This window comes from Ruegeria sp. BF6, from assembly GCF_056538665.1.
Genome location: NZ_JBQFTN010000022.1, coordinates 1 through 25,781 on the forward strand (window position 1 = coordinate 1; position 25,781 = coordinate 25,781).

Sequence of the window (25,781 nt, forward strand, 5' to 3'; positions counted from 1 at the left end):
CGCGATGGAAGACGGCCTGCGTTTCGCCATCCGCGAAGGCGGCCGCACCGTCGGCGCCGGCGTCGTGTCGAAAATCATCGAGTAAGACGCGCAAGCCGCGCCTGGTAGCGGCAGGCGATTTTCCAACGGAAAATCTGCCAAGCGCAACGCGGTGACGAAAAAGAAGGCCGCCCCAAGGGGGCGGCTTTTTTGGTTGAGAGCACCGGTTCCAAGGTGCGCCAAAACGGTGCTGCTTGTGTAAGATGGCCCTACAAGCAATATTTGAACTTCTATGGAAAATTATCTTTTTCTGTCTTTTATTCTTCTGGGCTCGGGCATTGCCATTGTCCCCGTCGCCGTCTGGCTTGGCCTAGGTTCCGTGCTGGGTTTCCTGATTGCGGGAATGCTCCTTGGCCCCGCCTTGTCAATTCTAAGTGTCGATGTCGGGAGCCTTGAGCAGTTTGCCGAGTTTGGCGTCGTCATGATGCTGTTCTTGATTGGTCTGGAGCTGGCGCCAAAAAAGCTTTGGGATTTGCGCAAAAGGCTTTTGGGGCTAGGTGGCTTGCAACTGGGTTGCACGTCGCTTGCAATCATGGGCTTGGCTATGGCGCTTGGTCAACCGTGGCAGGCGGCCCTGACCATTGGGTTGATTTTTTCATTGTCCTCTACGGCCATCGTGCTGCAATCACTGCATGAAAAGGGTCTGCTGATGGGCAGCGGAGGGCAGTCAAGTTTCTTGGTTCTACTGATGCAGGATATTGCCGTGATCCCAATTCTGGCCTTGCTGCCGTTGTTGGCGGTGCCGGACCTTGCCGCGATGGGGGCTAGTTCGGTCAGCCACGGCCCCACGACAAGCACCGGGCTTTCACTGAATCTTGTTCAGGACTTGCCCGAGTGGCTGCGGGCGACTGTCACGCTTGGTTCGATCATACTGGTCATTGTTGGCGGGTCTTATCTGACCGGGCCTGTGTTCCGGTATGTCGAATCCGCCAATCTGCCCGAGCTTTTGACGGCAATGGCCCTAACCATTGTCGTCGGTGTCGCCGTTCTGATGATGGTCGTTGGTCTGACCCCTGCGCTGGGGGCGTTCATCGCCGGTGTCGTGTTGGCCAACAGCGAGTATAGGCATGCCCTGGAAAAGGAAATCACCCCATTCAAAGGGCTATTTCTGGGATTGTTCTTCGTAAGTGTCGGTGCCTCGGTAAACTTTGGCTTGATGTTGAAACATGTGGGTTTGGTTCTCTCGCTGACCCTTGGCGTGATGATTATCAAAGCTGCGGTTTTGTTAGCAATTGGGCGGCTGTTTGGTGTCACCGGTGCGAATAACTGGCTGTTTGCTCTGGGGATGGCGCAGGCCGGAGAGTTCGGGTTTGTGCTGTTATCCTTCTCGGTCGCAACGCATGTGATGAGCTCTGATCTGGCGAACACTTTGATTATTGTCGTTGCCTTGTCGATGGTGCTGACGCCGCTGTTTTTTGTGTTTTACGACAAGGTTATTGCACCGCGGTATGCGCCAGCCCAGCCATCAGAGAACTAATGGCAACGAGATGGTCATGCCCGGCGACAACGTGTCGTTCGGCGTTGAGCTGATCGCCCCCATTGCGATGGAAGACGGCCTGCGCTTCGCCATCCGCGAAGGCGGCCGCACCGTCGGCGCCGGCGTTGTGTCGAAAATCATCGAGTAAGGCGGCTCTGCCGACTGGTGGGCGGCAGCTGCTCTGAAAGAGCAATGAGAGCCCACACCGTTGAACTAAAGAAGGTCGTCCCACATCGGGGCGGCCTTTTCTGTGAAGTGTCATGTTACTTGCATTTCGTGTTTCGAATGCCGACTGTGCCTCGAAACAACTTAAAGAAGATTGCCGTTCATGGTTTTAAGAATTCTCTTTGTTTTTGCTTTGGTCTTACCAAGTGCTTCTGCGCTGCAAGCTGAAGAAGATTTTGTCGTTCAGTTGAATACTCGCACATTCTACGCAGGTGAAGACTATTGGGGGTGGGACACCGACACGAACTTTCTTCCGATCAACAGGCTCGATTGGTTGAACGAAATGCTGATGGGAATGCCAATTTTGGACCATACGGTAATCCATATTAAACAGCTTAATCAGGATTCGGATTTTCTTATGTCGCCGACTGGTCCCGGTGGATGGTATACTAATCCAGAGCCCGTGCCAGAGCACTTGAGGCTACCGGGATATACAGTGAATACGGGCGAGGGCAGCGGATTCAGGCTTTTGCATCTCACGCCAAACTCTTCGCCAATACAGTATTCATTGGGATGCACTGCGGAGCGAGGTTCGGAAACTTATGAGTATTGCGGGCTGTCAGCACGCTATCCGCTTGATCCTCGGGTCATTGTGCTGACCCGTATTTACAATCCCCCGTCGATGGACCAATTGGACGCGTTCTTCAAAGAAGTCGCTGAGCTTACAGTCGGTATTGCGCTATGTTTGGATATTACAGATAGGAATGAAAAAAACGCACAACAATCAGTGCGTGAATACTTGACCGAGGAGGCTGAAATTCGCTGTGCGGGCGGGTTAACGTCTTAAGCTTAAGCCGGGTTTCAGGCGCTGGATTGCGGTGTTGAACTCACGAGTGCGCAACATAAAGCCCTCTAGCCAACTTCCCCCTTGCCAAACCCCACCAACCCCTGTAGATCGCGCGAGTTCTCAATAAGAACATCAAGGCGGGGTGATTCCCGCCTTTTGGGTTCGATGAGGGTTGGCGATGCGCGCTTGTCCTCCTCTCAACCTCAACGCCTGATAAAAGGCTGTTAATATGCAAAGCCAAAATATCCGTATTCGGCTGAAGGCATTTGACTATCGCGTTCTGGATGCCAGCACGCAAGAGATTGTCAACACTGCCAAGCGGACCGGCGCGAACGTGCGCGGCCCGATCCCGCTGCCGAACAAGATTGAGAAGTTCACGGTTCTCCGTGGCCCTCACGTTGACAAGAAATCCCGCGACCAGTTCGAGATCCGCACCCACAAGCGTCTCTTGGACATCGTTGATCCGACCCCCCAGACCGTTGACGCGCTGATGAAGCTCGACCTCGCTGCTGGTGTGGACGTCGAGATCAAGCTGCAGTCGTAAGATCGGAGGGTATTATTCATGCGCTCTGGTATTATCGCAAAAAAAGTTGGCATGACCCGCCTGTTCATGGAAGACGGCAAGCAGATCCCTGTGACCGTTCTTCACCTGGACAACCTGCAGGTTGTTGCACAGCGTACCGCTGACAAAGACGGCTACACCGCCGTTCAGCTGGGCGCCGGTGCTGCCAAGGCAAAACGCACCTCGAAGGCCATGCGCGGTCACTACGCCGCTGCCAAGGTCGAGCCCAAGCGTAAGCTGGCCGAGTTCCGCGTCTCTGAAGATGGCCTGATCGATGTGGGCGCCGAGATTTCGGCAGAACACTTCCTGGAAGGTCAGAAAGTTGACGTTTCGGGTACCTCGATCGGTAAAGGCTTTGCCGGTGCGATGAAGCGTCACAACTTCGGTGGTCTGCGCGCCTCGCATGGTGTTTCGATCAGCCACCGTTCGCACGGTTCGACCGGTCAGTGTCAGGACCCGGGCAAGGTGTTCAAAGGCAAGAAGATGGCCGGTCACATGGGTGCTGCCCGTGTAACCACCCAGAACCTGGAAGTCGTCAAAACCGACGCCGACCGTGGTCTGGTCTTCATCAAAGGCGCCGTTCCCGGACCGAAATCGGGTTGGGTCACTGTCAAGGACGCCGTCAAGAAGAAAGCACCGGAAGGCCTGCCTTTCCCGGCTGCTGTGAAATCGGCTGCAACCGAAGCACCTGCGGAAGAAGCACCCGCGGAAGGTGGTGAAGCATGAAACTTGATGTAATCAAACTGGACGGCGGCAAAGCCGGCGACATCGAGCTGAACGCCGATCTGTTCGGTCTCGAGCCGCGCGCGGACATCCTGCACCGTGTGGTCCGTTGGCAGCGCAACAACGCGCAGGCCGGCACCCACAAGGTCAAGACCCGTCGCGAGACCAGCTACTCGACCAAGAAGATCTACCGCCAGAAGGGCACCGGTGGCGCACGCCACGGTGACCGTAACGCGCCGATCTTCCGTGGTGGTGGTATCTACAAAGGCCCCGTGGTGCGTTCGCATGGTCATGACCTGCCGAAGAAGTTCCGCAAGCTTGGCCTGCGCCACGCTCTGTCGGCTAAAGCCAAGGCAGGCGAACTGGTCGTGATCGAGAACGCCGAAGCCGAAGGCAAGACCGCCGCTCTGGCCAAACAGGTTGCAAACCTGGGCTGGAAACGCGCTCTGGTCATCGACGGCGCGACCGTGAACGAAGGGTTCCTGAAAGCGTCCAAGAACATCGAAGGTCTGGATATCCTGCCGTCGATGGGCGCAAACGTCTATGACATCCTCAAGCGTGACACTCTGGTGCTCACCAAAGCGGCTGTCGAAGCACTGGAGGCTCGTCTGAAATGAGCGCGAAGGCAGAACACTACGACGTGATCCGCAAGCCGGTCATCACCGAAAAGTCGACCATGGCGTCCGAAAACGGCGCGGTTGTCTTTGAAGTGGCGATCGACAGCAACAAGCCGCAGATCAAAGAGGCCGTTGAGGCGCTGTTTGGTGTGAAGGTAAAAGCGGTGAACACCACCGTGACCAAAGGCAAGGTCAAGCGGTTCCGCGGCCAGCTGGGCCGTCGGAAAGACGTCAAAAAAGCATATGTGACCCTGGAAGAGGGCAACACCATCGACGTGAGCACCGGTCTCTGATCCGGTCCGTCTTTGGAGCAAGATAAAGGCCCCCGCGAAAGCGGGGGTTTTTGTTATTCAAAGGTCAAAGTAAACCAGCCGCACGTTAAGGTGCCCGAAACTGATGCGCAAAGAAGCGATTGCAGTTGAGTTTGAGGTCTGACAGATTTCGACCCAGTGCCGTTAAACAGCCTTGCGAAAGAAAAATACACTAATGATCCCCAAACCATCTCAGCAGGCTCGCTCGGACGGCCGCCGCGATTTTTGGAACCAGTTCTACGAGAATTCTGCCGAGTCGTGGGAGTTGTCGCTGCCATCACAGTTCGCCGCGTTTGTGGCCAATGAAATTGATCGGAAGGCACATGTTGTTGACATCGGGTGCGGTAACGCCCGTGACAGTTTTTTCTTTTCGCGACACGGGTTCCTTGTGACCGGATTGGATGCATCAGAAGCCGCCGTTGCGTCAGCCAGAAAACACACAAAGACGCAGGGCGGGGACGGTCTTGAATTTGCCAGAACAAACCTCAAAGACGGGATGGTTCAACAGGTGCTGTCCAATCGGCGCGCGAAGGCGGTCTGTGTCTATGCGCGCTTCTTTTTGCACGCGATCACTGATGACGAAGAAGCTGCCTTGATAGATGCCCTGCACGAGGGGTGCCAGCCGGGTGACATTGTTGCGTTCGAATACCGGACATTGGCGGACCGCGACACAACAAAAGTAGCACCGCCGCATTTCCGGCGCTATCTGTGCGCGGCAGAACTGGACGAAAAAATGAAGCAGTTTCAGTTCGCCAAACGATACGGTGTCGAAGGGGTCGGGTTCGCAAAATACAAGACAGAGGATGCGATCGTCGCCCGGGCGATCTATCAAAAAGACCTATGACCGAAACAGAAATCATCAAAAAGCTGGCGTCGCTTCGTGCTGTTGTGTTTGAACATGCAGCGGCCCAGACCGCCCTGCCGCGCCCACGCAAAACCCGTCTGGCTGTGCAGGCATTGCAAGATCCTGTTCGGGACTTGAACAACCCGGCATTGTTTGACGATTGGGAAGAAATCGATCTTCTGCTTTGTTGCCACCGGCGATCAAGGGCCGCGCGAACGCATGGCAGGCTCAAGCGGATGGAAAGGCGCTATGCGCGCAAGGGGCAGGAAGCGCGGTTTGCGGCGTTTTTCGAATGTGTCAAACAGGCTCTTCACCCCGATTTCATCACGCCGCATGGCTATAACAGAACCTTCGGGGAAATGAATGCCGGCGATATTTTCCAGAAACTCGATGCTGAGTTGGCACCCGTCATCCAACTCGGCAAACCGATATTCCTGTATGCCGGTGCGTTGTTGGGCTACGTGCGCGATGGTCGGTTGATCGACCATGACGATGACGTGGATTTTGCGGTGCACATGGGTGAGTCCACGCTTGAAGAAATACCCGAGAAATGGGCCATGTACCAAAAAGCCCTGTTGGAAAGCGGCTGTCTGGATGCCACGCCATCAACCCGAAGCTCTCCGATATTCAAGGTAAGAAATGGCCTGGGGATCGATATAGACCTGTTTCCGGCCTGGACTGAAAACGGACGCTTCAGCGTCTATCCTTACTCTTTCAACGGCGTACCCAAGAGTTCGATCTTTCCGCTCAGGGCATTGAATGACGGGCAGATTATGCTGCCTCAGGACCCATCGGCCCTGCTGGCCCAGAGTTATGGGGAAAACTGGCGCACACCGGACCCGCTTTTTCACTTTGACTGGTCGGACGCACGCCGCACGTTCGCGCCCTTGGTCCAACATGATTTCAGTATCAAGTGACTGTGCCCGCCAAGAGAATGTGTCGTACCCTATAGACACCCACCCCCAACCCTGTTACACGCTCCCAATCTTGCGGCCTCGGATTCGTTCCGGGGCCTCTGATATTTGTAACCGGGGACCTTCGGGGCCCTTCACCTCGGGCACCTACGGGGGCCTATCACATAGCAGGGAAACCCCCTGCACTTGCTAAACGGAAGACAGAAAGCATGGCACTCAAGTCGTACAAGCCGACGACGCCGGGCCAGCGCGGGCTGGTGCTGATCGACCGTTCGGAGCTTTGGAAAGGACGTCCGGTCAAGTCTCTCACAGAGGGTTTGACCAAATCGGGCGGCCGGAACAACACCGGACGGATCACTTCACGCCGCCGCGGCGGTGGCGCAAAGCGTCTCTACCGGATCGTTGACTTCAAACGGAACAAATTTGATGTCGCGGCAACCGTCGAGCGGATCGAATATGACCCGAACCGGACCGCATTCATCGCACTGGTAAAATACGAAGACGGCGAGCAGGCATATATCCTGGCTCCGCAGCGTCTGGCTGTTGGTGACAAAGTCATCGCGTCGGCAAAAGCTGACATCAAGCCGGGCAACGCAATGCCGTTCTCGGGCATGCCCATTGGTACTATCGTCCACAACATCGAGATGAAGCCTGGTAAAGGCGGTCAGATTGCACGTGCGGCCGGTACTTACGCTCAGTTCGTTGGCCGCGATGGCGGCTACGCTCAGATCCGTCTGAGCTCGGGCGAGCTGCGCATGGTCCGTCAGGAATGCATGGCCACCGTTGGTGCCGTGTCCAACCCCGACAACTCGAACCAAAACCTCGGTAAAGCCGGTCGTATGCGCCACAAAGGCGTTCGTCCGTCGGTTCGTGGTGTTGCAATGAACCCGATCGATCACCCGCACGGTGGTGGTGAAGGTCGTACCTCGGGTGGCCGTACGCCGGTTACTCCGTGGGGTAAGGACACCAAGGGTAAGCGTACCCGCAACAAGAACAAAGCGTCCCAGAAGCTGATCATCCGCTCGCGGCACGCCAAGAAGAAGGGACGTTAATCTATGTCTCGCTCTGTTTGGAAGGGTCCTTTCGTCGATGCTTACGTGCTGAAAAAAGCCGAAGCAGCGCGCGAGTCGGGCCGCAACGAAGTCATCAAAATCTGGTCGCGTCGTTCCACCATTCTGCCCCAGTTCGTGGGTCTGACCTTTGGTGTGTACAACGGTCAGAAGCACATTCCCGTCAACGTCTCGGAAGACATGATCGGTCAGAAGTTCGGTGAATACTCGCCGACCCGTACCTATTATGGCCACGCCGCAGACAAAAAAGCGAAGCGGAAGTAAGTCATGGGCAAGGAAAAGAACCCCCGCCGCGTGGCTGAAAACGAAGCAATGGCGAAAACCCGCATGCTTCGCACCAGCCCGCAGAAACTGAACCTGGTTGCGCAAATGATCCGCGGCAAGAAAGTTGAGAAGGCTCTGACTGACCTGACTTTCAGCAACAAGCGTGTCGCGCAGGACGTCAAGAAGTGCCTGCAGTCCGCAATCGCGAATGCCGAAAACAACCACAACCTGGACGTTGACGAGCTGATCGTCGCCGAAGCATGGGTTGGCAAGAACCTGGTCATGAAGCGCGGTCGCCCGCGTGCCCGTGGCCGTTTCGGCAAGATCATGAAGCCGTTCTCGGAGATCACCATCAAGGTGCGTCAAGTTGAGGAGCAAGCCTAATGGGTCATAAAGTAAATCCGATCGGCATGCGCCTGCAGGTCAACCGCACCTGGGACAGCCGCTGGTACGCCGACACCAAGGACTACGGTGATCTTCTGCTGGAAGACCTCAAGATCCGTGAGTTCATCAACAAAGAGTGCAAGCAGGCCGGTGTTGCCCGTGTGATCATCGAACGTCCGCACAAGAAGTGCCGCGTTACGATCCACACAGCACGTCCCGGTGTCATCATCGGCAAGAAAGGTGCGGACATCGAAGTTCTGCGCAAAAAGCTTGCGCGGATGACCGACAGCGAACTGCACCTGAACATCGTCGAAGTGCGCAAGCCCGAGCTTGACGCGCAGCTGGTTGCCGAGTCCATCGCTCAGCAGCTGGAGCGCCGCGTCTCGTTCCGCCGCGCGATGAAGCGGTCGGTTCAGAACGCCATGCGCATGGGCGCCCTGGGTATCCGGGTGAACGTCGCTGGTCGTCTGGGCGGCGCCGAAATCGCACGGACCGAGTGGTACCGCGAAGGCCGCGTGCCTCTGCACACCCTGCGTGCCGACATCGATTACGCACATGCCGAAGCGATGACCCCCTACGGGATCATCGGGATCAAGGTCTGGATCTTCAAAGGTGAGATCATGGAGCACGATCCGCAGGCACGTGACCGTAAAGCACAGGAACTCCAGGACGGCCCTGCACCTCGTGGTGCTGGTGGCGGTCGTCGCTAAGGAGGGAAAGATATGCTTCAACCAAAGCGTACTAAATTCCGCAAGATGCACAAAGGCCGGATCAAGGGCGAAGCCAAGGGCGGCTCTGATCTGAACTTTGGCACCTACGGCCTGAAAGCTCTTGAGCCTGAGCGTGTAACTGCACGCCAGATCGAAGCTGCACGTCGTGCCATGACGCGTCACATGAAGCGTCAGGGTCGTGTCTGGATCCGCATCTTCCCCGACACTCCGGTCACTGCAAAGCCGATCGAAGTTCGTATGGGTAAAGGTAAAGGTTCGGTCGACCGCTGGGCATGCAAGGTCAAGCCTGGCCGCGTGATGTTCGAGATCGACGGCGTCAATGACGACATCGCCCGCGAGGCCCTGCGCCTGGCCGCGATGAAGCTGCCGATCAAGACCCGCGTCGTGGTTCGCGAAGACTGGTAAGCGATTGGGGCCTCGGCCCCGTTCGTGACAAGATTGCCCCCGTCGGGACACCGGCGGGGGCCTTCATTTGGCTCGACCCATTTTTGACTTTGTTGGGCGGGTTGGGAAAACGTCGACCATTGTGCAAAGCCACCATAGACTGACCTCCAAGTAACGGAGGGTACCATGGTTCAGTTGCGCAAAAAGATGGTCATCAAGGAAGTCATAACCACGGATCAATTGGGCCAACCCTGTGACCCGATCAGTCGTGTTGCGATCATGGCAGTCGTTCGGAATCCTCTTGCAGGAGCGTTTTCAGAGGATTTGTCCGAGTTGTTCGAGATCGGTGGTTCTCTGGGCGCGGAACTTGCCGCTGAGGGGGTGGCACAGCTGGACGGTGCGCCGGTTTCTTATGGCAAAGCCGCGATCATCGGCGTGAACGGCGACCTTGAGCAAGGTGGGGCGCTTATCCATCCAAAGCTTGGTGCTCCTATGCGAGAAGCGGCTGGCGGGGGCGAGGCTGTGATCCCATCGAATGCCAAATTGGGGGCGCCGGGCTGTGCGATTGACTTGCCGCTTGGGCACAAGGACGACCCGTGGTCTTTCGACCATTTCGACACAATGACGCTGAGCATTCCCGATGCACCGAAACCAGATGAGATCGTGCTGTGCCTCGCCTATGCTGACGGTGGTCGACCGATACCGCGCTGTGGCAAAGGGCCTATCAAGACGTAAGCCGCCAACATTGGCTGGTCATGTCGAAAGGGCTGGGTTATGCCCGGCCCATGGCACAGATTGAATCACTCTTCGTAACCCGACTTTATCGCGCAGCTTTGTCCGAGTTCGATCCCAAGATCGACGCGGAAGAGTTGGAAAGCTCCTGTCTTGTCATCGCCGAGGATGACGAAGCCGGGCAGGAATGGTGCGAGGAAAACGGCTATCCCGGCTACACCAGCTATGCCTCGCTGACCGATCTGCCCTGGCGCTTTCCGATCTTCGCCGATCTGGTCAAGGTGCTCGACCAGCACGTGGCGGCCTTTGCCAAAGATCTGGAGTTCGATCTGGGTGAGGGTGAATTGAAACTGGAGGACCTATGGATCAACATCCTGCCCGAGGGCGGCATGCACTCCAGCCACCTGCACCCGCACAGCGTGATATCGGGTACGACGTATGTGTCGATGCCTGAAGGGGCGAGTGCGCTGAAACTGGAAGACCCCCGCTCGGGCCGTATGATGGCAGCCCCAACGCGTATCAAGGGCGGGCGGCGCGATTTGCAGCCCTTTATCTATATGAAACCTCAGGTCGGCGACGTGCTGCTGTGGGAAAGCTGGCTACGCCACGAGGTGCCGATGAACATGGCCGAGGAAGAGCGGATATCGGTCAGTTTCAACTATCGGTGGGACTGAATGCTCCCACCGATTACCGGCATCTTGAATGCCGGCGAACACCGTTGGCACACCGCCCAGAATGAACGAAAGCCCTGTCAGGTGGCAGGTGAAGGCCAAGTAAATTCTGGACGGAACGCTTCATATACCGGTCGTCCGTCATCAGGCTTGGGGTACCCTTTGCTTTCATCGTAAAACGCGTGGTAGGTCGCTGCCGGAAACTGGCTGTCATCATACCCCATCACGTTGGGTACAGCCACGCGTATGCGTTTTTGCTTGTCATCCAGCATCAGCGCGGCCCCACACTCTGAACATGTGCAAAGCTCTAAAGGGCCATCGGGATTGTTGGCGTTGAATGGTTGACGGCTCATCTTATCTTCGGGGTCTGCTGACAGGTCTGAGTAGTTAAAGAACGCAACATGGGTTGTGTGCTGTCCGGTCACGGACTTACAGACATCACAGTGGCATTCATGGTTGTCTATCGGTTCTGCCGTCGCGACGATCTTGACGTGTTCACATCCTCCTGAATAAGGGCTGGTCATTTTCTTACCTCCTCTGTGAGCTTCAGGCTTTTGGGCCTGCTCTATTGGGCGCCGAACGCGGCCCGTTGGCAATACAGACCTTGGCCTGAGTTTGGATGAGGAATACTTCGCGGAAGCTTTGTGATTGGCCACCCGTTCAGCGACCGGGAGCATCTAATTCCCTTGCCATCAAGAAGACGTCAAACTTTCCCTTGCCCCCCACTCCCTAAACCCTTATACGGCGGCATCCTGCAAGTCCCCCGGCTGAGTCGGGGGATTCGCATGTCTATCATTCATCCACCAGGTCAAAGGTGACCCGTGTACGGGGCCTTCTGGTGTTTTGAGCAAAGGAAAAAGGCGATGAACGCCCAAGAACTGCGTGACAAGACCCCGGACCAGCTCCGCGAGGAACTGGCCAACCTGAAGAAAGAAAGCTTTAACCTGCGCTTTCAACAGGCAACCGGTCAGTTGGAAAACACTGCCGGCATCAAAGCGGCCCGCCGCAATGCTGCCCGCGTCAAAACCATTCTGAACGAAAAGGCCGCTGCTGCGGCATCCGAGGAGTAATCAGATGCCCAAGCGTATCCTGTCCGGAATCGTAACCAGCGACGCCAACGAGCAGACCGTGACTGTTTCGGTTGAACGCCGTTTCAAGCACCCGCTGTTGCACAAAACCGTTCGTAAGTCCAAGAAATACCGGGCTCATGACGAAAAGAACGCCTTCAAAGTCGGTGACACCGTACGCATCATCGAATGCGCGCCGAAATCGAAGACGAAACGTTGGGAAGTTCTGGAAGCGTAAGCTTCCAGGATTTTTCCATTTGTCGAAACCCTGGGGGATCTAACGAGACCAGCCCCCACAGGTCGGGAGAAACCACATGATCCAGATGCAGACCAATCTGGATGTCGCTGACAACTCCGGCGCACGCCGAGTTCAGTGCATCAAGGTCCTGGGTGGTTCCAAGCGTAAATACGCCTCCGTCGGCGACATCATTGTCGTCTCGGTGAAGGAAGCCATCCCACGCGGCCGCGTAAAGAAAGGTGACGTCCGTAAGGCCGTCGTCGTACGCACCGCGAAAGAAGTCCGTCGCGAAGACGGCACTGCGATTCGTTTCGATCGCAATGCCGCCGTCATCCTGAACAACAACAACGAGCCCGTAGGTACCCGTATCTTTGGCCCCGTTGTTCGCGAACTGCGCGGCAAGAACTTCATGAAAATCATCTCGCTGGCTCCGGAGGTGCTGTAATCATGGCTGCTAAACTCCGCAAAGGCGACAAGGTCGTCGTGCTGGCCGGCAAGGACAAGGGCAAAGAGGGAACGATTACCTCGGTTGACCCGAAAGCCGGTAAAGCCGTTGTCGACGGCATCAACATCGCCATCCGCCACACCCGCCAGACCCAGAACAGCCAAGGCGGCCGTTTGCCCCAGGCAAACCCGATCGAGCTGTCGAACCTGGCTCTGCTGGACAAGAACGGCAAAGCAACCCGCGTTGGCTTCCGCATGGAAGGTGACAAGAAGGTGCGTTTCGCCAAGACCACAGGGGACGTGATCGATGCTTGATAACGCAATCTATACCCCGCGTCTGAAAGCTCAGTACGCTGAAACCATCCGTGCCGCTCTGAAAGAAGAGTTCGGCTACAAGAACGACATGCAGCTGCCCAAGCTGGAAAAAATCGTTCTGAACATCGGTTGTGGTGCTGAGGCCGTCAAAGATTCCAAGAAAGCCAAAGCGGCCGTCGAAGATCTGACTGCTATTGCCGGTCAACAGGCCGTTGCAACCAAGGCGAAGAAGTCGATCGCGGGATTCCGCGTCCGTGAAGACATGCCGCTGGGCGCGAAAGTGACCCTGCGCGGTGACCGGATGTACGAATTCCTGGATCGTCTGATCACCATCGCGATGCCGCGTGTTCGTGACTTCCGCGGTGTTAAGCCGTCTTTCGATGGTCAGGGCAACTTTGCCATGGGCATGAAAGAGCACATCGTGTTTCCGGAAATCGACTTCGACAAGGTCGACGAGGTCTGGGGCATGGACATCGTAATTGCCACCACAGCGAAAACCGACGCTGAAGCAAAGGCACTGTTGAAAGCTTTCAACATGCCGTTCAACGCGTAAGCGCCGGGAGGATTGAGACATGGCTAAAAAAGCAATGATCGAACGCGAGAAGAAGCGCGAACGCCTGGTGGCCAAATATGCCGCAAAGCGTGCCGAGCTGAAAGAAATCGCGAATGACGAGAGCAAGCCGATGGAAGAGCGCTTCAAGGCGCGTCTGAAACTGGCGAAACTGCCGCGCAACAGCTCGGCTACCCGTCTGCACAACCGCTGTCAGCTGACCGGTCGTCCTCACGCTTACTACCGTAAGCTGAAGGTCAGCCGTATCGCGCTGCGCGAGCTGGGTTCTGCTGGTCAGATCCCCGGCATGGTGAAATCGAGCTGGTAAGGGAGACATAGATATGAATGATCCTATCGGCGATATGCTCACCCGTATCCGCAACGCGCAAATGCGCGGCAAGTCCACTGTTTCCACTCCGGCTTCCAAGCTGCGCGGTTGGGTTCTGGACGTGCTGGCGGACGAAGGTTACATCCGTGGCTACGAAGCGACGACTGGTGAAAACGGTCATCCGGCCATCGAAATCAGCCTGAAATATTACGAAGGCACTCCTGTTATTCGCGAACTGAAGCGGGTCTCGAAACCCGGTCGTCGCGTGTACATGGGCGTCAATGACATCCCGCAGGTCCGTCAGGGTCTGGGTGTGTCGATTGTCAGCACTCCGAAAGGTGTGATGTCGGACGCAAACGCTCGCTCCAACAATGTTGGCGGCGAAGTGCTCTGCACCGTCTTCTAAGGAGGTCTGTCAATGTCTCGTATTGGTAAAAAACCGGTCGAGCTGCCCAGCGGCGTTTCCGCCTCTGTGTCGGGTCAGACCATCGAAGTCAAAGGTCCGAAAGGCACCCGCAGCTTCACCGCAACCGATGACGTAACTCTGTCGGTCGAAGACAACGTGGTCAAAATTGATCCGCGTGGTACGTCCAAGCGTGCACGTCAGCAGTGGGGCATGAGCCGCACCATGGTTGCCAACCTGGTGACCGGTGTGACCGAAGGCTTCAAGAAAGAGCTGGAGATCCAGGGTGTGGGTTACCGCGCTCAGATGCAGGGCAACACCCTGAAGCTGAACCTGGGCTACAGCCACGATGTTGATTTCACTGCTCCGGAAGGTGTCACCATCACCGCACCGAAGCAGACCGAGATCGTTGTGGAAGGTATCGACCAGCAGCAGGTGGGCGAAGTCGCGGCCAAAATCCGCGAATGGCGCCGTCCCGAGCCGTACAAAGGCAAGGGCATCCGCTACAAGGGCGAGTTCATCTTCCGCAAGGAAGGCAAGAAGAAGTAAGGACGCAAACCATGGCAAACAGCAAAAGAACCCTGTTTCTGAAGCGCCGCCTGCGCGTTCGGAACAAACTTCGCAAAGTCAACGCCGGCCGTGTACGCCTGTCGGTTCACCGTTCGAACAAGAACATCAGCGTTCAGCTGATCGACGACGTTCGTGGCGTGACCCTGGCCTCGGCCTCGACCCTGGAAAAAGATCTGGGTGTTGTTGGCAAGAACAACGTCGAAGCGGCCACCAAAGTGGGCGCGGCCATCGCCGAGCGTGCCAAGAAGGCAGGCGTCGAAGAGGCCTATTTCGATCGTGGTGGCTTCCTGTTCCACGGCAAGGTGAAGGCTCTGGCCGACGCTGCGCGTGAAGGTGGTCTGAAGATCTAAGACCTGCGGGCGGGTTACGATCCGCCCCGATGATCCGGGGGCCTCGACGCCAGTCGGGGCTCACTTGGATTGAACAAATCGGCGCCGCAAGCGCCTCTAGAGAAAAGGGATGCCAAGATGGCAGAACGTGAAAACCGTCGGGGCCGTGGCCGCGACCGTGAAGAAGCACCGGAATTTGCAGATCGTCTGGTCGCAATCAACCGCGTGTCGAAAACCGTAAAAGGTGGTAAGCGCTTTGGCTTCGCCGCTCTGGTGGTTGTCGGCGATCAGAAAGGCCGCGTGGGCTTTGGCAAAGGTAAAGCGAAAGAAGTACCTGAAGCCATCCGTAAGGCGACTGAGCAAGCCAAGCGTCAGATGATCCGCGTGCAACTGCGCGAAGGTCGGACCCTGCACCACGACATCGAAGGCCGTCACGGCGCCGGTAAAGTGGTTATGCGCACCGCGCCTGAAGGTACCGGTATCATCGCCGGTGGTCCGATGCGTGCCGTGTTCGAAATGCTGGGCGTCAAGGACGTTGTGTCCAAGTCGCTGGGCTCGCAGAACCCGTACAACATGATCCGCGCCACCATCAACGGCCTGCAGAAAGAGCAGAGCCCGCGTTCGGTTGCACAGCGTCGTGGCAAAAAGGTTGCTGACATCCTGCCCAAGCGGGACGAAGCGCCAGCTGCTGCTGAAGCAGAAGCATAAGGAGAGCGAGCAATGGCAAAAACCATCGTTGTCAAGCAGGTCGGTTCCCCGATCCGCCGCCCCGCCGAACAGCGCGCAACCCTGATCGGTCTGGGCCTGAACAAGATGCACAAAACCCGTGAGCTGGAGGACACTCCTTCGGTCCGCGGCATGATCAACAAGATCCCGCATCTGGTAGAGATCGTCGAAGAGCGCGGCTAAGCGCATTTCCATCGAACAAAGAAACGCCTCCGATCCGTTCGGGGGCGTTTTTTGTTGCCATTTGAACAGGCAGGGGTAACTTCAATCGTGTTTTTTTGAATGGATGATGAGTATGAAACTGTTTCTTGCTGCGCTTTGCGTCACTGCAATTGGTGCGACCGCTTACGCCGAATGCCCGGCCAAATCGCCGAATTTTTCGAAAAGCTACTATTCCAATGGCGACCAGAAAGTGAATGCGACCTGGCTGCAAAAGAACCTTTCAGGGCGCAAGGTTGTATATCCCGGGAAAGAATTTGAGACCTACTCTGCCAACGGATCCTACTCCTACACGGCCAACGGGAAAGCATGGAAGGCGAATTCCTACAGGTTCTACGACAACGGGGTACGGTGCATCGGCTATGACAAGCCCCGGTTTGATCTGTATGTCGTGAACAACGGCAAACTGGTTCTGGTGAACCAGCAAAAGCAACGTTACGTGGGTGAAATCCGGAAGTAGGTTTTCCAAAGCCGGGCAGTGTCAGCTTGTTCGGTCCTGCAGATCCTACCCATGCATTGTTTGCAATGCGGCTAGACCGAAACTTCGGTTGTTAGCGGTATCCGGTGCGCCTATCTGAACGCTGTCCCAAACAGGAACAGAACAGAAATCATCGGGGAATACGCCCCGATCAGTAAAGGAACTCAGATATGGCTTACACAGCAACAACCTCTCATGGCGGCATCAACCTCTTCGCACGCGTCGCAGAGTTCGCCGCAAAGGTAAAAGCAGCATACACTCTGCGCGCCGAGTACAACCGGACCTATTCGGAATTGCAGGGTTTGACCGACGGCGAACTGAACGACATTGGCGTGCGTCGTTGCGATATAAAGGATATCGCGCATGATCACGTCTACTGCGCATAAATTTCAAAAGCACAGCACTTACCGAGGGGCGCCGTTTGGCGCCTCTTTTGGTTTCAGGGTCCATCCCGCCACAGACAGGATATTTTTGGATGGCAAGCATTGCGACGACGCCCCTATTGGGCCACATGCGGATTGGGCGGCCGTTTGAAGCCGGTGGAGTTTTGGAAAGACATATTTATGGCGCGCGAATACCAGATCGGAATGCTGTGGGTCGATGGACCGTTGAGCTTTCTTGAGCAGTTGTGCATCAAATCCTATCTAGATGCCGGGCAACATGTGCGTCTGTATACCTATGGGACCGTGGCAGGTGTTCCAGAAGGCGTGGAACAGCGGGATGCACGTGAAGTTTTGCCCGATTCCGAGTTCGTGACACATGGCAGAACCGGAAGCCCTGCGCCGCATTCGGACAAGTTCCGGTATCGCATGCTGGCGCAAGAGAGTGACCTGATCTGGGCGGATACGGACGCCTATTGCCTTAGGCCATTCACAACGGAAAACGGCCACTACTACGGCTATCTCGAAGGCGATGTGGCCATCGGCGTGCTTGCCCTGCCGCAGGACAGCGAAACGCTGGCCAAGCTGATCGAATTCACCAACGACCCGTACCTTATTCCGCCCTGGCTGCCGCCTCGTCATCGCATACCGCTGGAAGAGGCGCAGCAGAATGGCGAGCCCGTGAACGTGCCTGAAACGCTTTGGGGTGTCTGGGGGCCGAGTGCATTCACATGGGCGTTGAAGCTAACGGGTGAGATCAGATACGCACTGCCCGAGCATGTGTTCTACCCGCTCAACTACACGCGTCGCCGGGCCCTGGCCCGACCGGGGGCCCAAATAGACCATTTCTTCAAGGACGATACGGTTTCCATCCACCTGTATGGTCGGCGGATGCGGGCGATCATGCGGGACAAGTATGACGGCAAACCCGATCCTGACAGTTTGGTCGGAAGGCTTGTAGAGAAACATGGCATCGATCCGCTTGCAGCGCCAATTATCAAACAGGATGAGGATGAAGCCGGGGCACCGCAGGCCGACTGATCTTGCAGCGAACCACGGGCTTGCCAAGCGGGGGTTAGGGGCCTATACGCCTCCGGTGGGTTTCCGCCCATGAGAATCAAAACCAAGAAATGCCGTGTTTGGCCCATCACGCTTCGGGGGTCACATCCGGCTTAGGAGAAGCGAAATGAAACTGAACGAACTGCGCGACAATCCCGGCGCCAACCCGAAACGCACCCGCGTTGGCCGTGGCCCCGGTTCCGGCAAAGGTAAAATGGGTGGCCGTGGTATCAAAGGCCAGAAATCCCGTTCGGGTGTGGCCATCAATGGCTACGAAGGCGGCCAGATGCCGCTGTACCAGCGTCTGCCCAAGCGTGGCTTCAACAAGCCGAACCGCAAGGAATTCGCCGTTATCAACCTGGGCCTGATTCAGAAATTCGTCGAGGCCGGCAAGCTGGACGCCAAAGCCGCGATCACCGAGGACGCTCTGGTTGCGTCGGGTCTGGTGCGTCGCAAGCTGGACGGTATCCGCGTTCTGGCCAAAGGCGAAATCAGCGCCAAAGTGAACCTGGAAGTAACCGGTGCTTCGAAAGCTGCTGTTGAGGCAGTCGAAAAAGCGGGCGGTTCACTGACGGTCACAAAAGCCGCTGCGGCAGAGTAAGCGCTTGTGAGCGGGCGCAGACCCGCTTACATAGACCTCAGAGTTTTCCAAGACGCCGTCCGAGCCGGAAAACGGTTCCGGGCGGCGTTTTCATAAGAGAGACCGATTTATGGTATCAGCAGCAGAACAAATGGCGGCCAACACAAGCTGGGCTGCCCTTGGCAAAGCCACCGATCTGCGCAACCGCATCCTGTTCACGCTGGGTTTGTTGATCGTCTATCGCTTGGGCACATTTATTCCGGTGCCGGGGATCGACGGTCAGGCACTGCGCGAGTTCATGGAACAGGCGGGGCAGGGCATCGGCGGCATGGTTTCGATGTTTACCGGTGGGGCGCTTGGGCGGATGGGTATCTTTGCCCTCGGCATCATGCCTTATATCTCGGCCTCGATCATCGTACAGCTGCTGACATCCATGGTTCCCGCGCTCGAACAGCTCAAGAAAGAAGGCGAGCAGGGCCGCAAGAAGATCAACCAATACACCCGTTTCGGCACCGTGGCACTGGCCACCGTTCAGGCCTATGGTCTGGCCGTTTCGCTGGAATCGGGCGATCTGGCGACCGATCCGGGTATGTTCTTCCGCCTGTCGACCATGATCACTCTGGTTGGTGGCACCATGTTCCTGATGTGGCTGGGTGAGCAGATCACTGCACGCGGCATCGGCAACGGTATTTCTCTGATCATCTTCGTCGGCATCATCGCCGAGGTTCCGGCTGCTCTGGCGCAGTTCTTTGCCTCGGGCCGTTCGGGTGCGATCAGCCCCGCCGTGATCGTTGGTGTGATCGTGATGGTGATCGCCGTGATTACCTTTGTGGTGTTCATGGAACGGGCGCTGCGCAAGATCCACATCCAGTACCCGCGCCGTCAGGCCGGTATGAAGATCTATGAGGGCGGCTCCAGCCACCTGCCGGTCAAAGTGAACCCGGCGGGCGTTATTCCGGCGATCTTTGCCAGCTCGCTGCTGCTGCTGCCGGTGACGATCTCGACCTTCTCGTCGGGCGCGACCAGCGGGCCGATCATGTCCTGGCTGCTGGCCAATTTTGGCCCCGGACAGCCGCTGTACCTGCTGTTCTTCGCGGCTATGATCGTGTTCTTCGCCTATTTCTACACGTTCAACGTGTCGTTTAAGCCGGACGATGTGGCGGACAACCTGAAAAAGCAGAACGGTTTTGTGCCGGGTATCCGCCCCGGTAAGAAAACCGCCGAGTATCTGGAATACGTGGTCAACCGCGTGCTGGTTCTGGGTTCGGCCTATCTGGCGGCTGTCTGTCTGCTGCCTGAAATCCTTCGGAACCAGTTCGCCATCCCGTTCTATTTCGGCGGCACCTCGGTTCTAATTATCGTCTCTGTGACCATGGACACGATCCAACAGGTTCAGAGCCACCTGCTGGCGCATCAATACGAAGGGCTGATCGAAAAGTCCCAGCTACGCGGCAAGGGTAAGAAACGCGGCAGGAAGGGGCCCGCTCGTCGATGAACATCATTCTTCTTGGGCCCCCGGGGGCCGGTAAAGGGACGCAGGCGCGTCACCTGGTCGAGACACGCGGTATGGTGCAGCTGAGCACCGGTGACATGCTGCGCGAAGCGAAAACCTCGGGAACCGAGATGGGTAAGAAAGTTGCCGCGATCATGGACGCGGGCAAACTTGTCACTGATGAGATCGTGATCGGACTGATCGAAGAGAAGCTGACCACGGAAACTGGCGCTGGCTTCATCTTTGACGGCTTTCCACGGACGCTGGCGCAAGCTGATGCGCTGGCCGCGTTGCTGGCCAAGCTGGGTCAGTCGCTGCACACCGTGATCGAAATGCGTGTTGATGACGAGGCGCTGGTTCAGCGGATCACAGCACGTTCGACCTGCGGCGGCTGCGGTGAGGTCTATAACGACATCACCAAGCCGATCCCGGCCGATGGCAAATGCACCAATTGCGGCAAGGAAAATGACTTCCAGCGTCGTGCGGATGACAACGAAGACAGTCTGCGCACACGACTGATGGAATACTACAAAAAGACCTCACCGCTGATTGGGTATTACTATGCCAAAGGCGATCTGCGCCCGGTCAATGGCCTGGCCGAGATCAAGGAAGTCACCGCCTCGATCGAGGCGATTCTGGGCTGACTTGAGGTTGGGGCTTGACGGCCCCACCAAAACCCCATATCGACCCCCATCCCCTTGGGGAATCAAGACCGCAGGCGGGATTCGTCCCAACTGCCCCGACCACCTCGAATAATGCTGAACCCTCTGGCGGCACTGCCACGGTTAGGCGTTGTGAAAAAAGGTTCTGGAGTTACGGAACCGCAACGAAAAGGAAAGTGAAACGTGGCACGTATTGCCGGCGTAAACATCCCGACTGCAAAGCGGGTACCTATCGCCCTCACATATATCACCGGTATCGGAAACACCTCGGCCAAAGCGATCTGCGAAGCCGTAGGCATTGAAGCGCACCGTCGCGTCAACGAACTGTCCGACGCCGAAGTTCTGGCCATCCGCGAACACATCGATGCCAACTACACCGTCGAAGGTGACCTGCGTCGTGAAGTTCAGATGAACGTCAAGCGCCTGATGGATCTGGGCTGCTACCGCGGTCTGCGTCACCGCCGCAACCTGCCGGTTCGCGGTCAGCGTACCCACACCAATGCTCGTACCCGCAAAGGCCCCGCAAAGGCCATCGCTGGTAAGAAGAAATAAGGGAGGGTCTGACTGATGGCACGTGATAAGACTCGCGTTAAGCGCAAAGAGCGTAAGAACATCGCATCGGGCGTCGCCCATGTGAACTCGACCTTCAACAACACCAAGATCCTGATCTCGGACGTACAGGGCAACGCCATCTCGTGGTCGTCTGCCGGTACAATGGGCTTCAAAGGGTCGCGGAAATCGACACCCTACGCCGCTCAGATGGCTGCAGAAGATGCAGGCAAAAAGGCGCAGGAACATGGCGTCAAGACGCTGGAAGTCGAAGTTCAGGGCCCCGGTTCAGGTCGTGAATCGGCTCTGCGCGCGCTGGCTGCAGTGGGCTTCAACATCACGTCGATCCGCGACGTGACCCCGATCGCTCACAACGGCTGCCGTCCGCCGAAGCGTCGTCGCGTCTAAGCGATTTTGAATTGAGCTGGGGCTGTGTTTTTGCACGGCCCCAGCACGTCATTTTGAACCTCGGGCGTCTGCACCTTGTTGGTCATGGGGCGCGGACAGGAATGGAGGGATTACATGATCCATAAGAATTGGGCTGAATTGATCAAGCCGACCCAGCTGGAAGGCAAGCCGGGCAACGATCCCGCACGTCAGGCGACTCTGGTTGCCGAGCCGCTGGAGCGTGGCTTTGGTCTGACTCTGGGCAACGCGCTGCGCCGCGTTCTGATGAGCTCGCTGCAAGGCGCGGCCATCACCAGCGTTCAGATCGACAACGTCCTGCACGAGTTCTCCTCGGTTGCGGGCGTACGTGAAGACGTCACCGACATCATCCTGAACCTTAAGCAGGTTGCTTTGCGCATGGAAGTCGAAGGCCCCAAGCGCCTGTCGATCAATGCCAAAGGCCCTGCAGTTGTCACCGCTGGTGACATCAGCGAGAGCGCTGGTATCGAGGTTCTGAACCGCGATCACGTCATCTGCCACCTGGACGATGGCGCCGACCTGTTCATGGAACTGACCGTCAACACCGGTAAGGGTTATGTCTCGGCTGAGAAGAACAAGCCGGAAGACGCACCTATCGGCCTGATCCCGATCGATGCGATCTATTCGCCGGTCAAAAAGGTTGCCTATGACGTTCAGCCGACCCGTGAAGGTCAGGTTCTGGACTATGACAAGTTGACCCTGAAGATCGACACCGACGGTTCGATCACGCCGGAAGACGCGCTGGCTTTTGCCGCACGTATTCTGCAGGATCAGCTGTCGATCTTCGTCAACTTCGACGAACCGGAATCGGCTGGCCGCCAAGACGAAGACGATGGTCTGGAGTTCAACCCGCTGCTGCTGAAGAAAGTAGACGAGCTGGAACTGTCGGTCCGTTCGGCAAACTGCCTGAAGAACGACAACATCGTCTATATCGGCGACCTGATCCAGAAGACCGAAGCCGAGATGCTGCGCACGCCGAACTTCGGCCGCAAGTCGCTGAACGAGATCAAGGAAGTGCTGTCCGGCATGGGTCTGCACCTCGGCATGGATGTCGAGGATTGGCCGCCCGACAACATCGAAGATCTGGCGAAGAAATTCGAAGACGCGTTCTAAGCGCGTCTTCACAAATGCCCGGGCTGCCGGGGACCGCATGGGCACTTCCGCCCCAAGGAGAGCCGGTGACACGCATCGCCGGCCAGACAAAGCAAAACGCGAAAGAAGGAATTGAAAAATGCGTCACGCACGTGGTTACCGCCGCCTGAACCGTACTCATGAGCACCGCAAGGCGCTGTTTGCGAACATGGCTGGCTCGCTCATCGAGCATGAGCAAATCAAAACGACTCTGCCCAAGGCAAAAGAACTGCGCCCGATCATCGAAAAACTGGTCACTCTGGGCAAGCGCGGCGACCTGCACGCGCGCCGTCAGGCCGCATCGCAGCTGAAAGAAGACAAAGACGTCGCCAAGCTGTTCGAAGTTCTGGGCCCCCGCTACGCCGAGCGTCAGGGCGGTTACGTCCGCATCCTGAAAGCTGGCTTCCGCTATGGTGATATGGCACCGATGGCGATCATCGAATTCGTTGATCGTGACGTCGACGCCAAAGGCGCGGCCGACAAAGCCCGCGTTGCCGCTGAAGAGGCTGCCGACGAAGAATAAGAGAGTTCGGCTTTCTGATTTCGACCCCCGCGTCCCGGACGCGGGGGTTTTTCTTTTGGTGATCTATTTGATCCAACCTTTTTCGCGGTAATACCGAGCGGCCCCGGGGTGCAAGGGCGCTGGCAGGCTGCCTCGGATCATATCCGTCGGTTGCAACCCATTCAGTGCAGGATGTTTGCGCGCCAGTTGAGGCAAGCTTTCAAAAGTGAATTTTACAAACGCATAGATGTCATCGTCCGACACGGCGGAGCTGCTGAGTAAAGTCGCTTTGTAGCCCAATGTTTCCGTCGGCGTGGTCACACCAGCGTAGGTATTTGCAGGAATCTTTGCTTTGTTGATCGTGTCAAAGTTTGCGATCAGCTTGTTAAACGACCGACCTGAGACATCCAACAACTGTATTGGGCAGGTTTTGGCGGTTTTCTCTATCCAATCCGATGGATAACCGACCATCCTCGCAAGAGCGTCAATTTCGCCCGAGCAAAGTGCAGCGCGCTGTTTGTTCCACTCACCGGGCTTGATTGTCTGATAGGCAGAAACGTCCCATGTTCCCGCTTGAGGGAATTGCCGGACAAGCCGGGTTGCAGATCTGTCAAGACGAACACGTTTACCGTTCAGGTCATCCAATCTGCCAATACCCGATCCTTTGCGAACAATTACGTTAAGGGGTGTGCTGTGGATCGAGAAAACCGATCGCAGGGATGAATCTGGGCCTTTGGACTCAAATACCCCTGACCCATCTAGTGCGTATTTGGCCCAATCTGACCGCGCAACCACGAGGTCGAATTTACCACGGCGCAGCTTTGGCAAATTCTCCCGTGGGCCATCTGTGGCTTTGGCGTTGCACTTGTAGCCAGCTGTATTTTGGGCAAACGATTTGCACAGCAGGTTGCCGACGGAAAAATAATATCCGCCTTTCCCCCCTGTCCCCATGGTCAGTTTGGTATCCGCAGCCTGCGCAGTATGTGCGGACAGCGCAAGGGCCGCGGTCAGGAACAAAAAAGATGGTCGCAGATGCTTTTGCCCCGCCACAAGTATTCTACTAAGCACAATTGGTCCGTTTCGGTTGGTTAATTCGGGCGAACGTTTTCACTACCCCCAGCCCAAGTCAATGCGCAAGAGGCTGCATCACGCTTGCAATCTTGTCACATGCCTCGCATATCCGATGGGCAAGTCATCGACGGGAAGATCATGCGGAAAATTCTGTGTTCGCTGCTGTTGGCCTCATTCGTGGTTCCAGCCCAGGCCGAAACAAAGGTGCCCACCTCCCAGGCCGAAATCAGCCTTGGGTTTGCACCGGTGGTCAATGAGGCTGCGCCTGCAGTCGTCAACATCTATGCCAAGATTGTTCGACAGGGTCGTTCCAACCCGTTCTTCTCGGACCCGTTCTTTCAGGATTTCTTTGGTCGTGGGTTCGGAGAGCCCCGCCCGCGGGTTCAGAATTCGTTGGGATCGGGGGTGATCCTGTCGCAGGATGGCTACGTTGTCTCGAATTATCACGTGGTCGGTACAGCCACGGAAATCCGCGTGGTGACAACGGATCGGCGAGAATACTCGGCGCAGGTGGTGTTGGGCGACAAGGAAAGTGATATTGCCATTCTGCGGCTGCAAGAGGCTGACGATTTGCCGTTCTTGCAGTTGCGTGACTCGGATCAGGTTGCGGTGGGGGAGCTGGCGCTGGCCATCGGCAACCCGTTTGGGGTGGGGCAGACTGTGTCGTCAGGCATTATATCGGGGCTGGCACGGACCGGGGCGGCCACGGGCAATGCACGCGGTTACTTCATTCAGACGGATGCGGCGATTAACCCGGGCAATTCGGGCGGCGCGCTGATTGATGTGAATGGGGACCTGATCGGGATTAACACGGCCATCCTGACCCGCTCGGGCGGCTCAAATGGCATTGGTTTTGCGATTCCGGCCAATCTGGTGGCTGAGTTCCTGCGGCAGGCGCAGGAGGGCAACGACAGCTTCATCAGCCCCTGGGCTGGAATGGCAGGCCAGCACATGAGCGCCGATATCGCCGAGTCTCTGGGTCTGGTGATTCCGATGGGCGTCGTGATTTCTGACCTTCACCCCCTTAGCCCGCTGGTAGACGCGGGGCTGCGCGTCGGTGACGTCGTGACCCATGTAGACGGGGATGAGGTAAACTCTCCGGCCGAGATGAAGTTCCGCATGTCGGTGGCGGGTGTCGGTGGCACGTCAGTTGTAACCCGGCTGCGCGGAAAGGAAAGCGCGGATTTTGAGATAGCGCTCGTAAGGGCGCCCGAAACCCCGTCGGCTGACGAAACCACACTGGATGACCAGACGGTCATGCCTGGGCTGACGATCTCGCGCATCAACCCGGCGATCATCTCGCGGCTGGGGCTTGTGCTGTCGCAAACCGGCGTCGTTGTGGTAGACGCCGGCCCCTATGGAGGGCGGTCCGGGCTGCGTGTGGGTGATGTGGTTAACGGCATCAACGGTGCGCAGATAAAACACCCGCAGGACGTAGTCGATGCGCTGACCGATCCGGGGCGCAGGCTGATTTTCGATGTTTCCCGCGGGGGCCGTTCGGTTTCCCTGCGGTTCCGGCTGTAACCT

The 25,781-nt window shown here is 57.0% G+C and carries 40 protein-coding genes and 1 pseudogene; 39 read left to right on the forward strand and 2 right to left on the reverse strand.

Features of this window, described 5'->3' with window-relative positions; genetic code table 11:
* From ACR0IM_RS22670 to ACR0IM_RS22750, 17 genes and pseudogenes are all read left to right on the forward strand, one after another.
* On the forward strand, positions 1-85 hold an 85-nt coding region (locus ACR0IM_RS22670), incomplete at its 5' end, for an EF-Tu C-terminal domain-related protein (RefSeq protein ID WP_199709399.1).
* Positions 86-271: 186 nt separating this feature from the next.
* Positions 272-1,516 carry a cation:proton antiporter domain-containing protein gene (locus ACR0IM_RS22675; protein WP_480683293.1) on the forward strand — a complete coding sequence of 415 codons (1,245 nt, stop codon included), beginning with the start codon at positions 272-274 and terminating at the stop codon, positions 1,514-1,516.
* 1 nt (position 1,517) lies between these two features.
* Positions 1,518-1,664: pseudogene (locus ACR0IM_RS22680) on the forward strand (EF-Tu C-terminal domain-related protein); the annotation flags it as partial.
* Between the two features lie 180 nt (positions 1,665-1,844).
* Positions 1,845-2,528 (forward strand): hypothetical protein, encoded by a 684-nt coding sequence (locus ACR0IM_RS22685; protein ID WP_480683294.1) that lies wholly within the window; start codon positions 1,845-1,847, stop codon positions 2,526-2,528.
* A gap of 229 nt (positions 2,529-2,757) precedes the next feature.
* Positions 2,758-3,072, forward strand: coding sequence for a 30S ribosomal protein S10 (rpsJ, locus tag ACR0IM_RS22690; RefSeq protein WP_008756422.1), 315 nt, complete (start codon positions 2,758-2,760; stop codon positions 3,070-3,072).
* 18 nt (positions 3,073-3,090) lie between these two features.
* On the forward strand, positions 3,091-3,816 hold the full coding sequence (rplC, locus tag ACR0IM_RS22695; RefSeq protein WP_170334115.1) for a 50S ribosomal protein L3: 726 nt from the start codon (positions 3,091-3,093) through the stop codon (positions 3,814-3,816).
* On the forward strand, positions 3,813-4,430 hold the full coding sequence (gene rplD, locus ACR0IM_RS22700; RefSeq protein ID WP_298853836.1) for a 50S ribosomal protein L4: 618 nt from the start codon (positions 3,813-3,815) through the stop codon (positions 4,428-4,430). Before rplC ends, rplD begins: the two co-directional genes overlap by 4 nt.
* Positions 4,427-4,723: a 50S ribosomal protein L23 gene (locus ACR0IM_RS22705; protein WP_010437040.1), complete on the forward strand. Its 297-nt coding sequence runs from the start codon at positions 4,427-4,429 to the stop codon at positions 4,721-4,723. Before rplD ends, ACR0IM_RS22705 begins: the two co-directional genes overlap by 4 nt.
* 193 nt (positions 4,724-4,916) lie before the next feature.
* Entirely contained in the window at positions 4,917-5,585 is a 669-nt protein-coding gene (locus ACR0IM_RS22710; protein ID WP_480683295.1) for a class I SAM-dependent methyltransferase, read from the forward strand.
* Complete coding sequence (locus tag ACR0IM_RS22715; RefSeq protein ID WP_480683296.1) at positions 5,582-6,502, forward strand: hypothetical protein; 921 nt, start codon at positions 5,582-5,584, stop codon at positions 6,500-6,502. Before ACR0IM_RS22710 ends, ACR0IM_RS22715 begins: the two co-directional genes overlap by 4 nt.
* Positions 6,503-6,708: 206 nt before the next feature.
* The gene (rplB, locus tag ACR0IM_RS22720) at positions 6,709-7,551 is read left to right on the forward strand and encodes a 50S ribosomal protein L2 (RefSeq protein WP_170356688.1); all 843 of its coding nucleotides are present in this window, start codon (positions 6,709-6,711) and stop codon (positions 7,549-7,551) included.
* 3 nt (positions 7,552-7,554) lie between these two features.
* Positions 7,555-7,833: a 30S ribosomal protein S19 gene (rpsS, locus tag ACR0IM_RS22725; RefSeq protein ID WP_005980699.1), complete on the forward strand. Its 279-nt coding sequence runs from the start codon at positions 7,555-7,557 to the stop codon at positions 7,831-7,833.
* A 3-nt stretch (positions 7,834-7,836) separates the two neighbouring features.
* Entirely contained in the window at positions 7,837-8,217 is a 381-nt protein-coding gene (rplV, locus tag ACR0IM_RS22730; protein WP_039538267.1) for a 50S ribosomal protein L22, read from the forward strand.
* Entirely contained in the window at positions 8,217-8,927 is a 711-nt protein-coding gene (gene rpsC / locus ACR0IM_RS22735; RefSeq protein WP_008758042.1) for a 30S ribosomal protein S3, read from the forward strand. The genes rplV and rpsC overlap by 1 nt, the downstream gene beginning before the upstream one ends.
* Before the next feature lie 12 nt (positions 8,928-8,939).
* Entirely contained in the window at positions 8,940-9,353 is a 414-nt protein-coding gene (rplP, locus tag ACR0IM_RS22740) for a 50S ribosomal protein L16 (RefSeq protein WP_085823145.1), read from the forward strand.
* A gap of 165 nt (positions 9,354-9,518) precedes the next feature.
* On the forward strand, positions 9,519-10,067 hold the full coding sequence (locus ACR0IM_RS22745) for an amino acid synthesis family protein (RefSeq protein WP_480683297.1): 549 nt from the start codon (positions 9,519-9,521) through the stop codon (positions 10,065-10,067).
* 50 nt (positions 10,068-10,117) lie between these two features.
* A complete protein-coding gene (locus tag ACR0IM_RS22750) occupies positions 10,118-10,738 on the forward strand; it encodes a 2OG-Fe(II) oxygenase family protein (protein ID WP_480683298.1) in 621 nt (206 codons plus the stop codon).
* A gap of 77 nt (positions 10,739-10,815) precedes the next feature.
* Here ACR0IM_RS22750 and ACR0IM_RS22755 read toward each other — a convergent pair whose 3' ends face one another.
* Positions 10,816-11,259, reverse strand: a complete 444-nt coding sequence (locus ACR0IM_RS22755; RefSeq protein ID WP_480683299.1) for a GFA family protein — start codon at positions 11,257-11,259, stop codon at positions 10,816-10,818.
* 339 nt (positions 11,260-11,598) lie between these two features.
* Here ACR0IM_RS22755 and rpmC point away from each other — a divergent pair, with 339 nt between their 5' ends.
* The 21 genes from rpmC (at position 11,599) to rplQ (ending at position 23,204) form a co-directional block, all read left to right on the forward strand.
* Entirely contained in the window at positions 11,599-11,805 is a 207-nt protein-coding gene (gene rpmC, locus ACR0IM_RS22760; RefSeq protein ID WP_010437082.1) for a 50S ribosomal protein L29, read from the forward strand.
* Between the two features lie 4 nt (positions 11,806-11,809).
* A complete protein-coding gene (rpsQ, locus tag ACR0IM_RS22765; RefSeq protein WP_039538279.1) occupies positions 11,810-12,040 on the forward strand; it encodes a 30S ribosomal protein S17 in 231 nt (76 codons plus the stop codon).
* 76 nt (positions 12,041-12,116) lie between these two features.
* A complete protein-coding gene (gene rplN, locus ACR0IM_RS22770; RefSeq protein WP_008757934.1) occupies positions 12,117-12,485 on the forward strand; it encodes a 50S ribosomal protein L14 in 369 nt (122 codons plus the stop codon).
* Positions 12,486-12,487: 2 nt separating this feature from the next.
* On the forward strand, positions 12,488-12,799 hold the full coding sequence (gene rplX, locus ACR0IM_RS22775; RefSeq protein ID WP_170440482.1) for a 50S ribosomal protein L24: 312 nt from the start codon (positions 12,488-12,490) through the stop codon (positions 12,797-12,799).
* Complete coding sequence (gene rplE, locus ACR0IM_RS22780) at positions 12,792-13,352, forward strand: 50S ribosomal protein L5 (protein ID WP_480683300.1); 561 nt, start codon at positions 12,792-12,794, stop codon at positions 13,350-13,352. The genes rplX and rplE overlap by 8 nt, the downstream gene beginning before the upstream one ends.
* A 19-nt stretch (positions 13,353-13,371) precedes the next feature.
* A complete protein-coding gene (gene rpsN / locus ACR0IM_RS22785; protein ID WP_010437098.1) occupies positions 13,372-13,677 on the forward strand; it encodes a 30S ribosomal protein S14 in 306 nt (101 codons plus the stop codon).
* A gap of 13 nt (positions 13,678-13,690) precedes the next feature.
* On the forward strand, positions 13,691-14,083 hold the full coding sequence (rpsH, locus tag ACR0IM_RS22790) for a 30S ribosomal protein S8 (RefSeq protein WP_010437099.1): 393 nt from the start codon (positions 13,691-13,693) through the stop codon (positions 14,081-14,083).
* A gap of 12 nt (positions 14,084-14,095) precedes the next feature.
* A complete protein-coding gene (gene rplF, locus ACR0IM_RS22795) occupies positions 14,096-14,629 on the forward strand; it encodes a 50S ribosomal protein L6 (protein ID WP_170328770.1) in 534 nt (177 codons plus the stop codon).
* Positions 14,630-14,640: 11 nt separating this feature from the next.
* A complete protein-coding gene (gene rplR, locus ACR0IM_RS22800) occupies positions 14,641-15,000 on the forward strand; it encodes a 50S ribosomal protein L18 (RefSeq protein WP_170663171.1) in 360 nt (119 codons plus the stop codon).
* A 117-nt stretch (positions 15,001-15,117) separates the two neighbouring features.
* Positions 15,118-15,687, forward strand: a complete 570-nt coding sequence (gene rpsE, locus ACR0IM_RS22805; RefSeq protein ID WP_170419378.1) for a 30S ribosomal protein S5 — start codon at positions 15,118-15,120, stop codon at positions 15,685-15,687.
* Between the two features lie 12 nt (positions 15,688-15,699).
* Positions 15,700-15,888, forward strand: a complete 189-nt coding sequence (rpmD, locus tag ACR0IM_RS22810) for a 50S ribosomal protein L30 (RefSeq protein ID WP_058283504.1) — start codon at positions 15,700-15,702, stop codon at positions 15,886-15,888.
* A gap of 112 nt (positions 15,889-16,000) precedes the next feature.
* Positions 16,001-16,384 carry a hypothetical protein gene (locus tag ACR0IM_RS22815; RefSeq protein ID WP_480683301.1) on the forward strand — a complete coding sequence of 128 codons (384 nt, stop codon included), beginning with the start codon at positions 16,001-16,003 and terminating at the stop codon, positions 16,382-16,384.
* Positions 16,385-16,572: 188 nt separating this feature from the next.
* Complete coding sequence (locus ACR0IM_RS22820; RefSeq protein WP_480683302.1) at positions 16,573-16,788, forward strand: DUF1127 domain-containing protein; 216 nt, start codon at positions 16,573-16,575, stop codon at positions 16,786-16,788.
* A 177-nt stretch (positions 16,789-16,965) separates the two neighbouring features.
* Positions 16,966-17,823: a hypothetical protein gene (locus tag ACR0IM_RS22825; protein ID WP_480683303.1), complete on the forward strand. Its 858-nt coding sequence runs from the start codon at positions 16,966-16,968 to the stop codon at positions 17,821-17,823.
* 145 nt (positions 17,824-17,968) lie between these two features.
* The gene (gene rplO, locus ACR0IM_RS22830) at positions 17,969-18,442 is read left to right on the forward strand and encodes a 50S ribosomal protein L15 (protein ID WP_170403684.1); all 474 of its coding nucleotides are present in this window, start codon (positions 17,969-17,971) and stop codon (positions 18,440-18,442) included.
* Positions 18,443-18,551: 109 nt separating this feature from the next.
* A complete protein-coding gene (gene secY, locus ACR0IM_RS22835) occupies positions 18,552-19,916 on the forward strand; it encodes a preprotein translocase subunit SecY (RefSeq protein WP_170403681.1) in 1,365 nt (454 codons plus the stop codon).
* A complete protein-coding gene (locus ACR0IM_RS22840; protein ID WP_480595926.1) occupies positions 19,913-20,557 on the forward strand; it encodes an adenylate kinase in 645 nt (214 codons plus the stop codon). The genes secY and ACR0IM_RS22840 overlap by 4 nt, the downstream gene beginning before the upstream one ends.
* A gap of 201 nt (positions 20,558-20,758) precedes the next feature.
* Positions 20,759-21,127 (forward strand): 30S ribosomal protein S13, encoded by a 369-nt coding sequence (gene rpsM / locus ACR0IM_RS22845; protein ID WP_170576075.1) that lies wholly within the window; start codon positions 20,759-20,761, stop codon positions 21,125-21,127.
* Positions 21,128-21,142: 15 nt separating this feature from the next.
* Positions 21,143-21,532 carry a 30S ribosomal protein S11 gene (gene rpsK, locus ACR0IM_RS22850; protein WP_008757289.1) on the forward strand — a complete coding sequence of 130 codons (390 nt, stop codon included), beginning with the start codon at positions 21,143-21,145 and terminating at the stop codon, positions 21,530-21,532.
* A 114-nt stretch (positions 21,533-21,646) separates the two neighbouring features.
* Complete coding sequence (locus tag ACR0IM_RS22855) at positions 21,647-22,663, forward strand: DNA-directed RNA polymerase subunit alpha (RefSeq protein WP_068340717.1); 1,017 nt, start codon at positions 21,647-21,649, stop codon at positions 22,661-22,663.
* A gap of 118 nt (positions 22,664-22,781) precedes the next feature.
* Positions 22,782-23,204 carry a 50S ribosomal protein L17 gene (gene rplQ, locus ACR0IM_RS22860; RefSeq protein WP_170613748.1) on the forward strand — a complete coding sequence of 141 codons (423 nt, stop codon included), beginning with the start codon at positions 22,782-22,784 and terminating at the stop codon, positions 23,202-23,204.
* 63 nt (positions 23,205-23,267) lie between these two features.
* Here rplQ and ACR0IM_RS22865 read toward each other — a convergent pair whose 3' ends face one another.
* On the reverse strand, positions 23,268-24,251 hold the full coding sequence (locus ACR0IM_RS22865; RefSeq protein WP_480683304.1) for a TAXI family TRAP transporter solute-binding subunit: 984 nt from the start codon (positions 24,249-24,251) through the stop codon (positions 23,268-23,270).
* Positions 24,252-24,389: 138 nt separating this feature from the next.
* Between ACR0IM_RS22865 and ACR0IM_RS22870 the strand changes: the two genes are divergently transcribed.
* A complete protein-coding gene (locus tag ACR0IM_RS22870; RefSeq protein ID WP_480595987.1) occupies positions 24,390-25,778 on the forward strand; it encodes a trypsin-like peptidase domain-containing protein in 1,389 nt (462 codons plus the stop codon).
* The last annotated feature ends 3 nt before the right edge of the window (positions 25,779-25,781 follow it).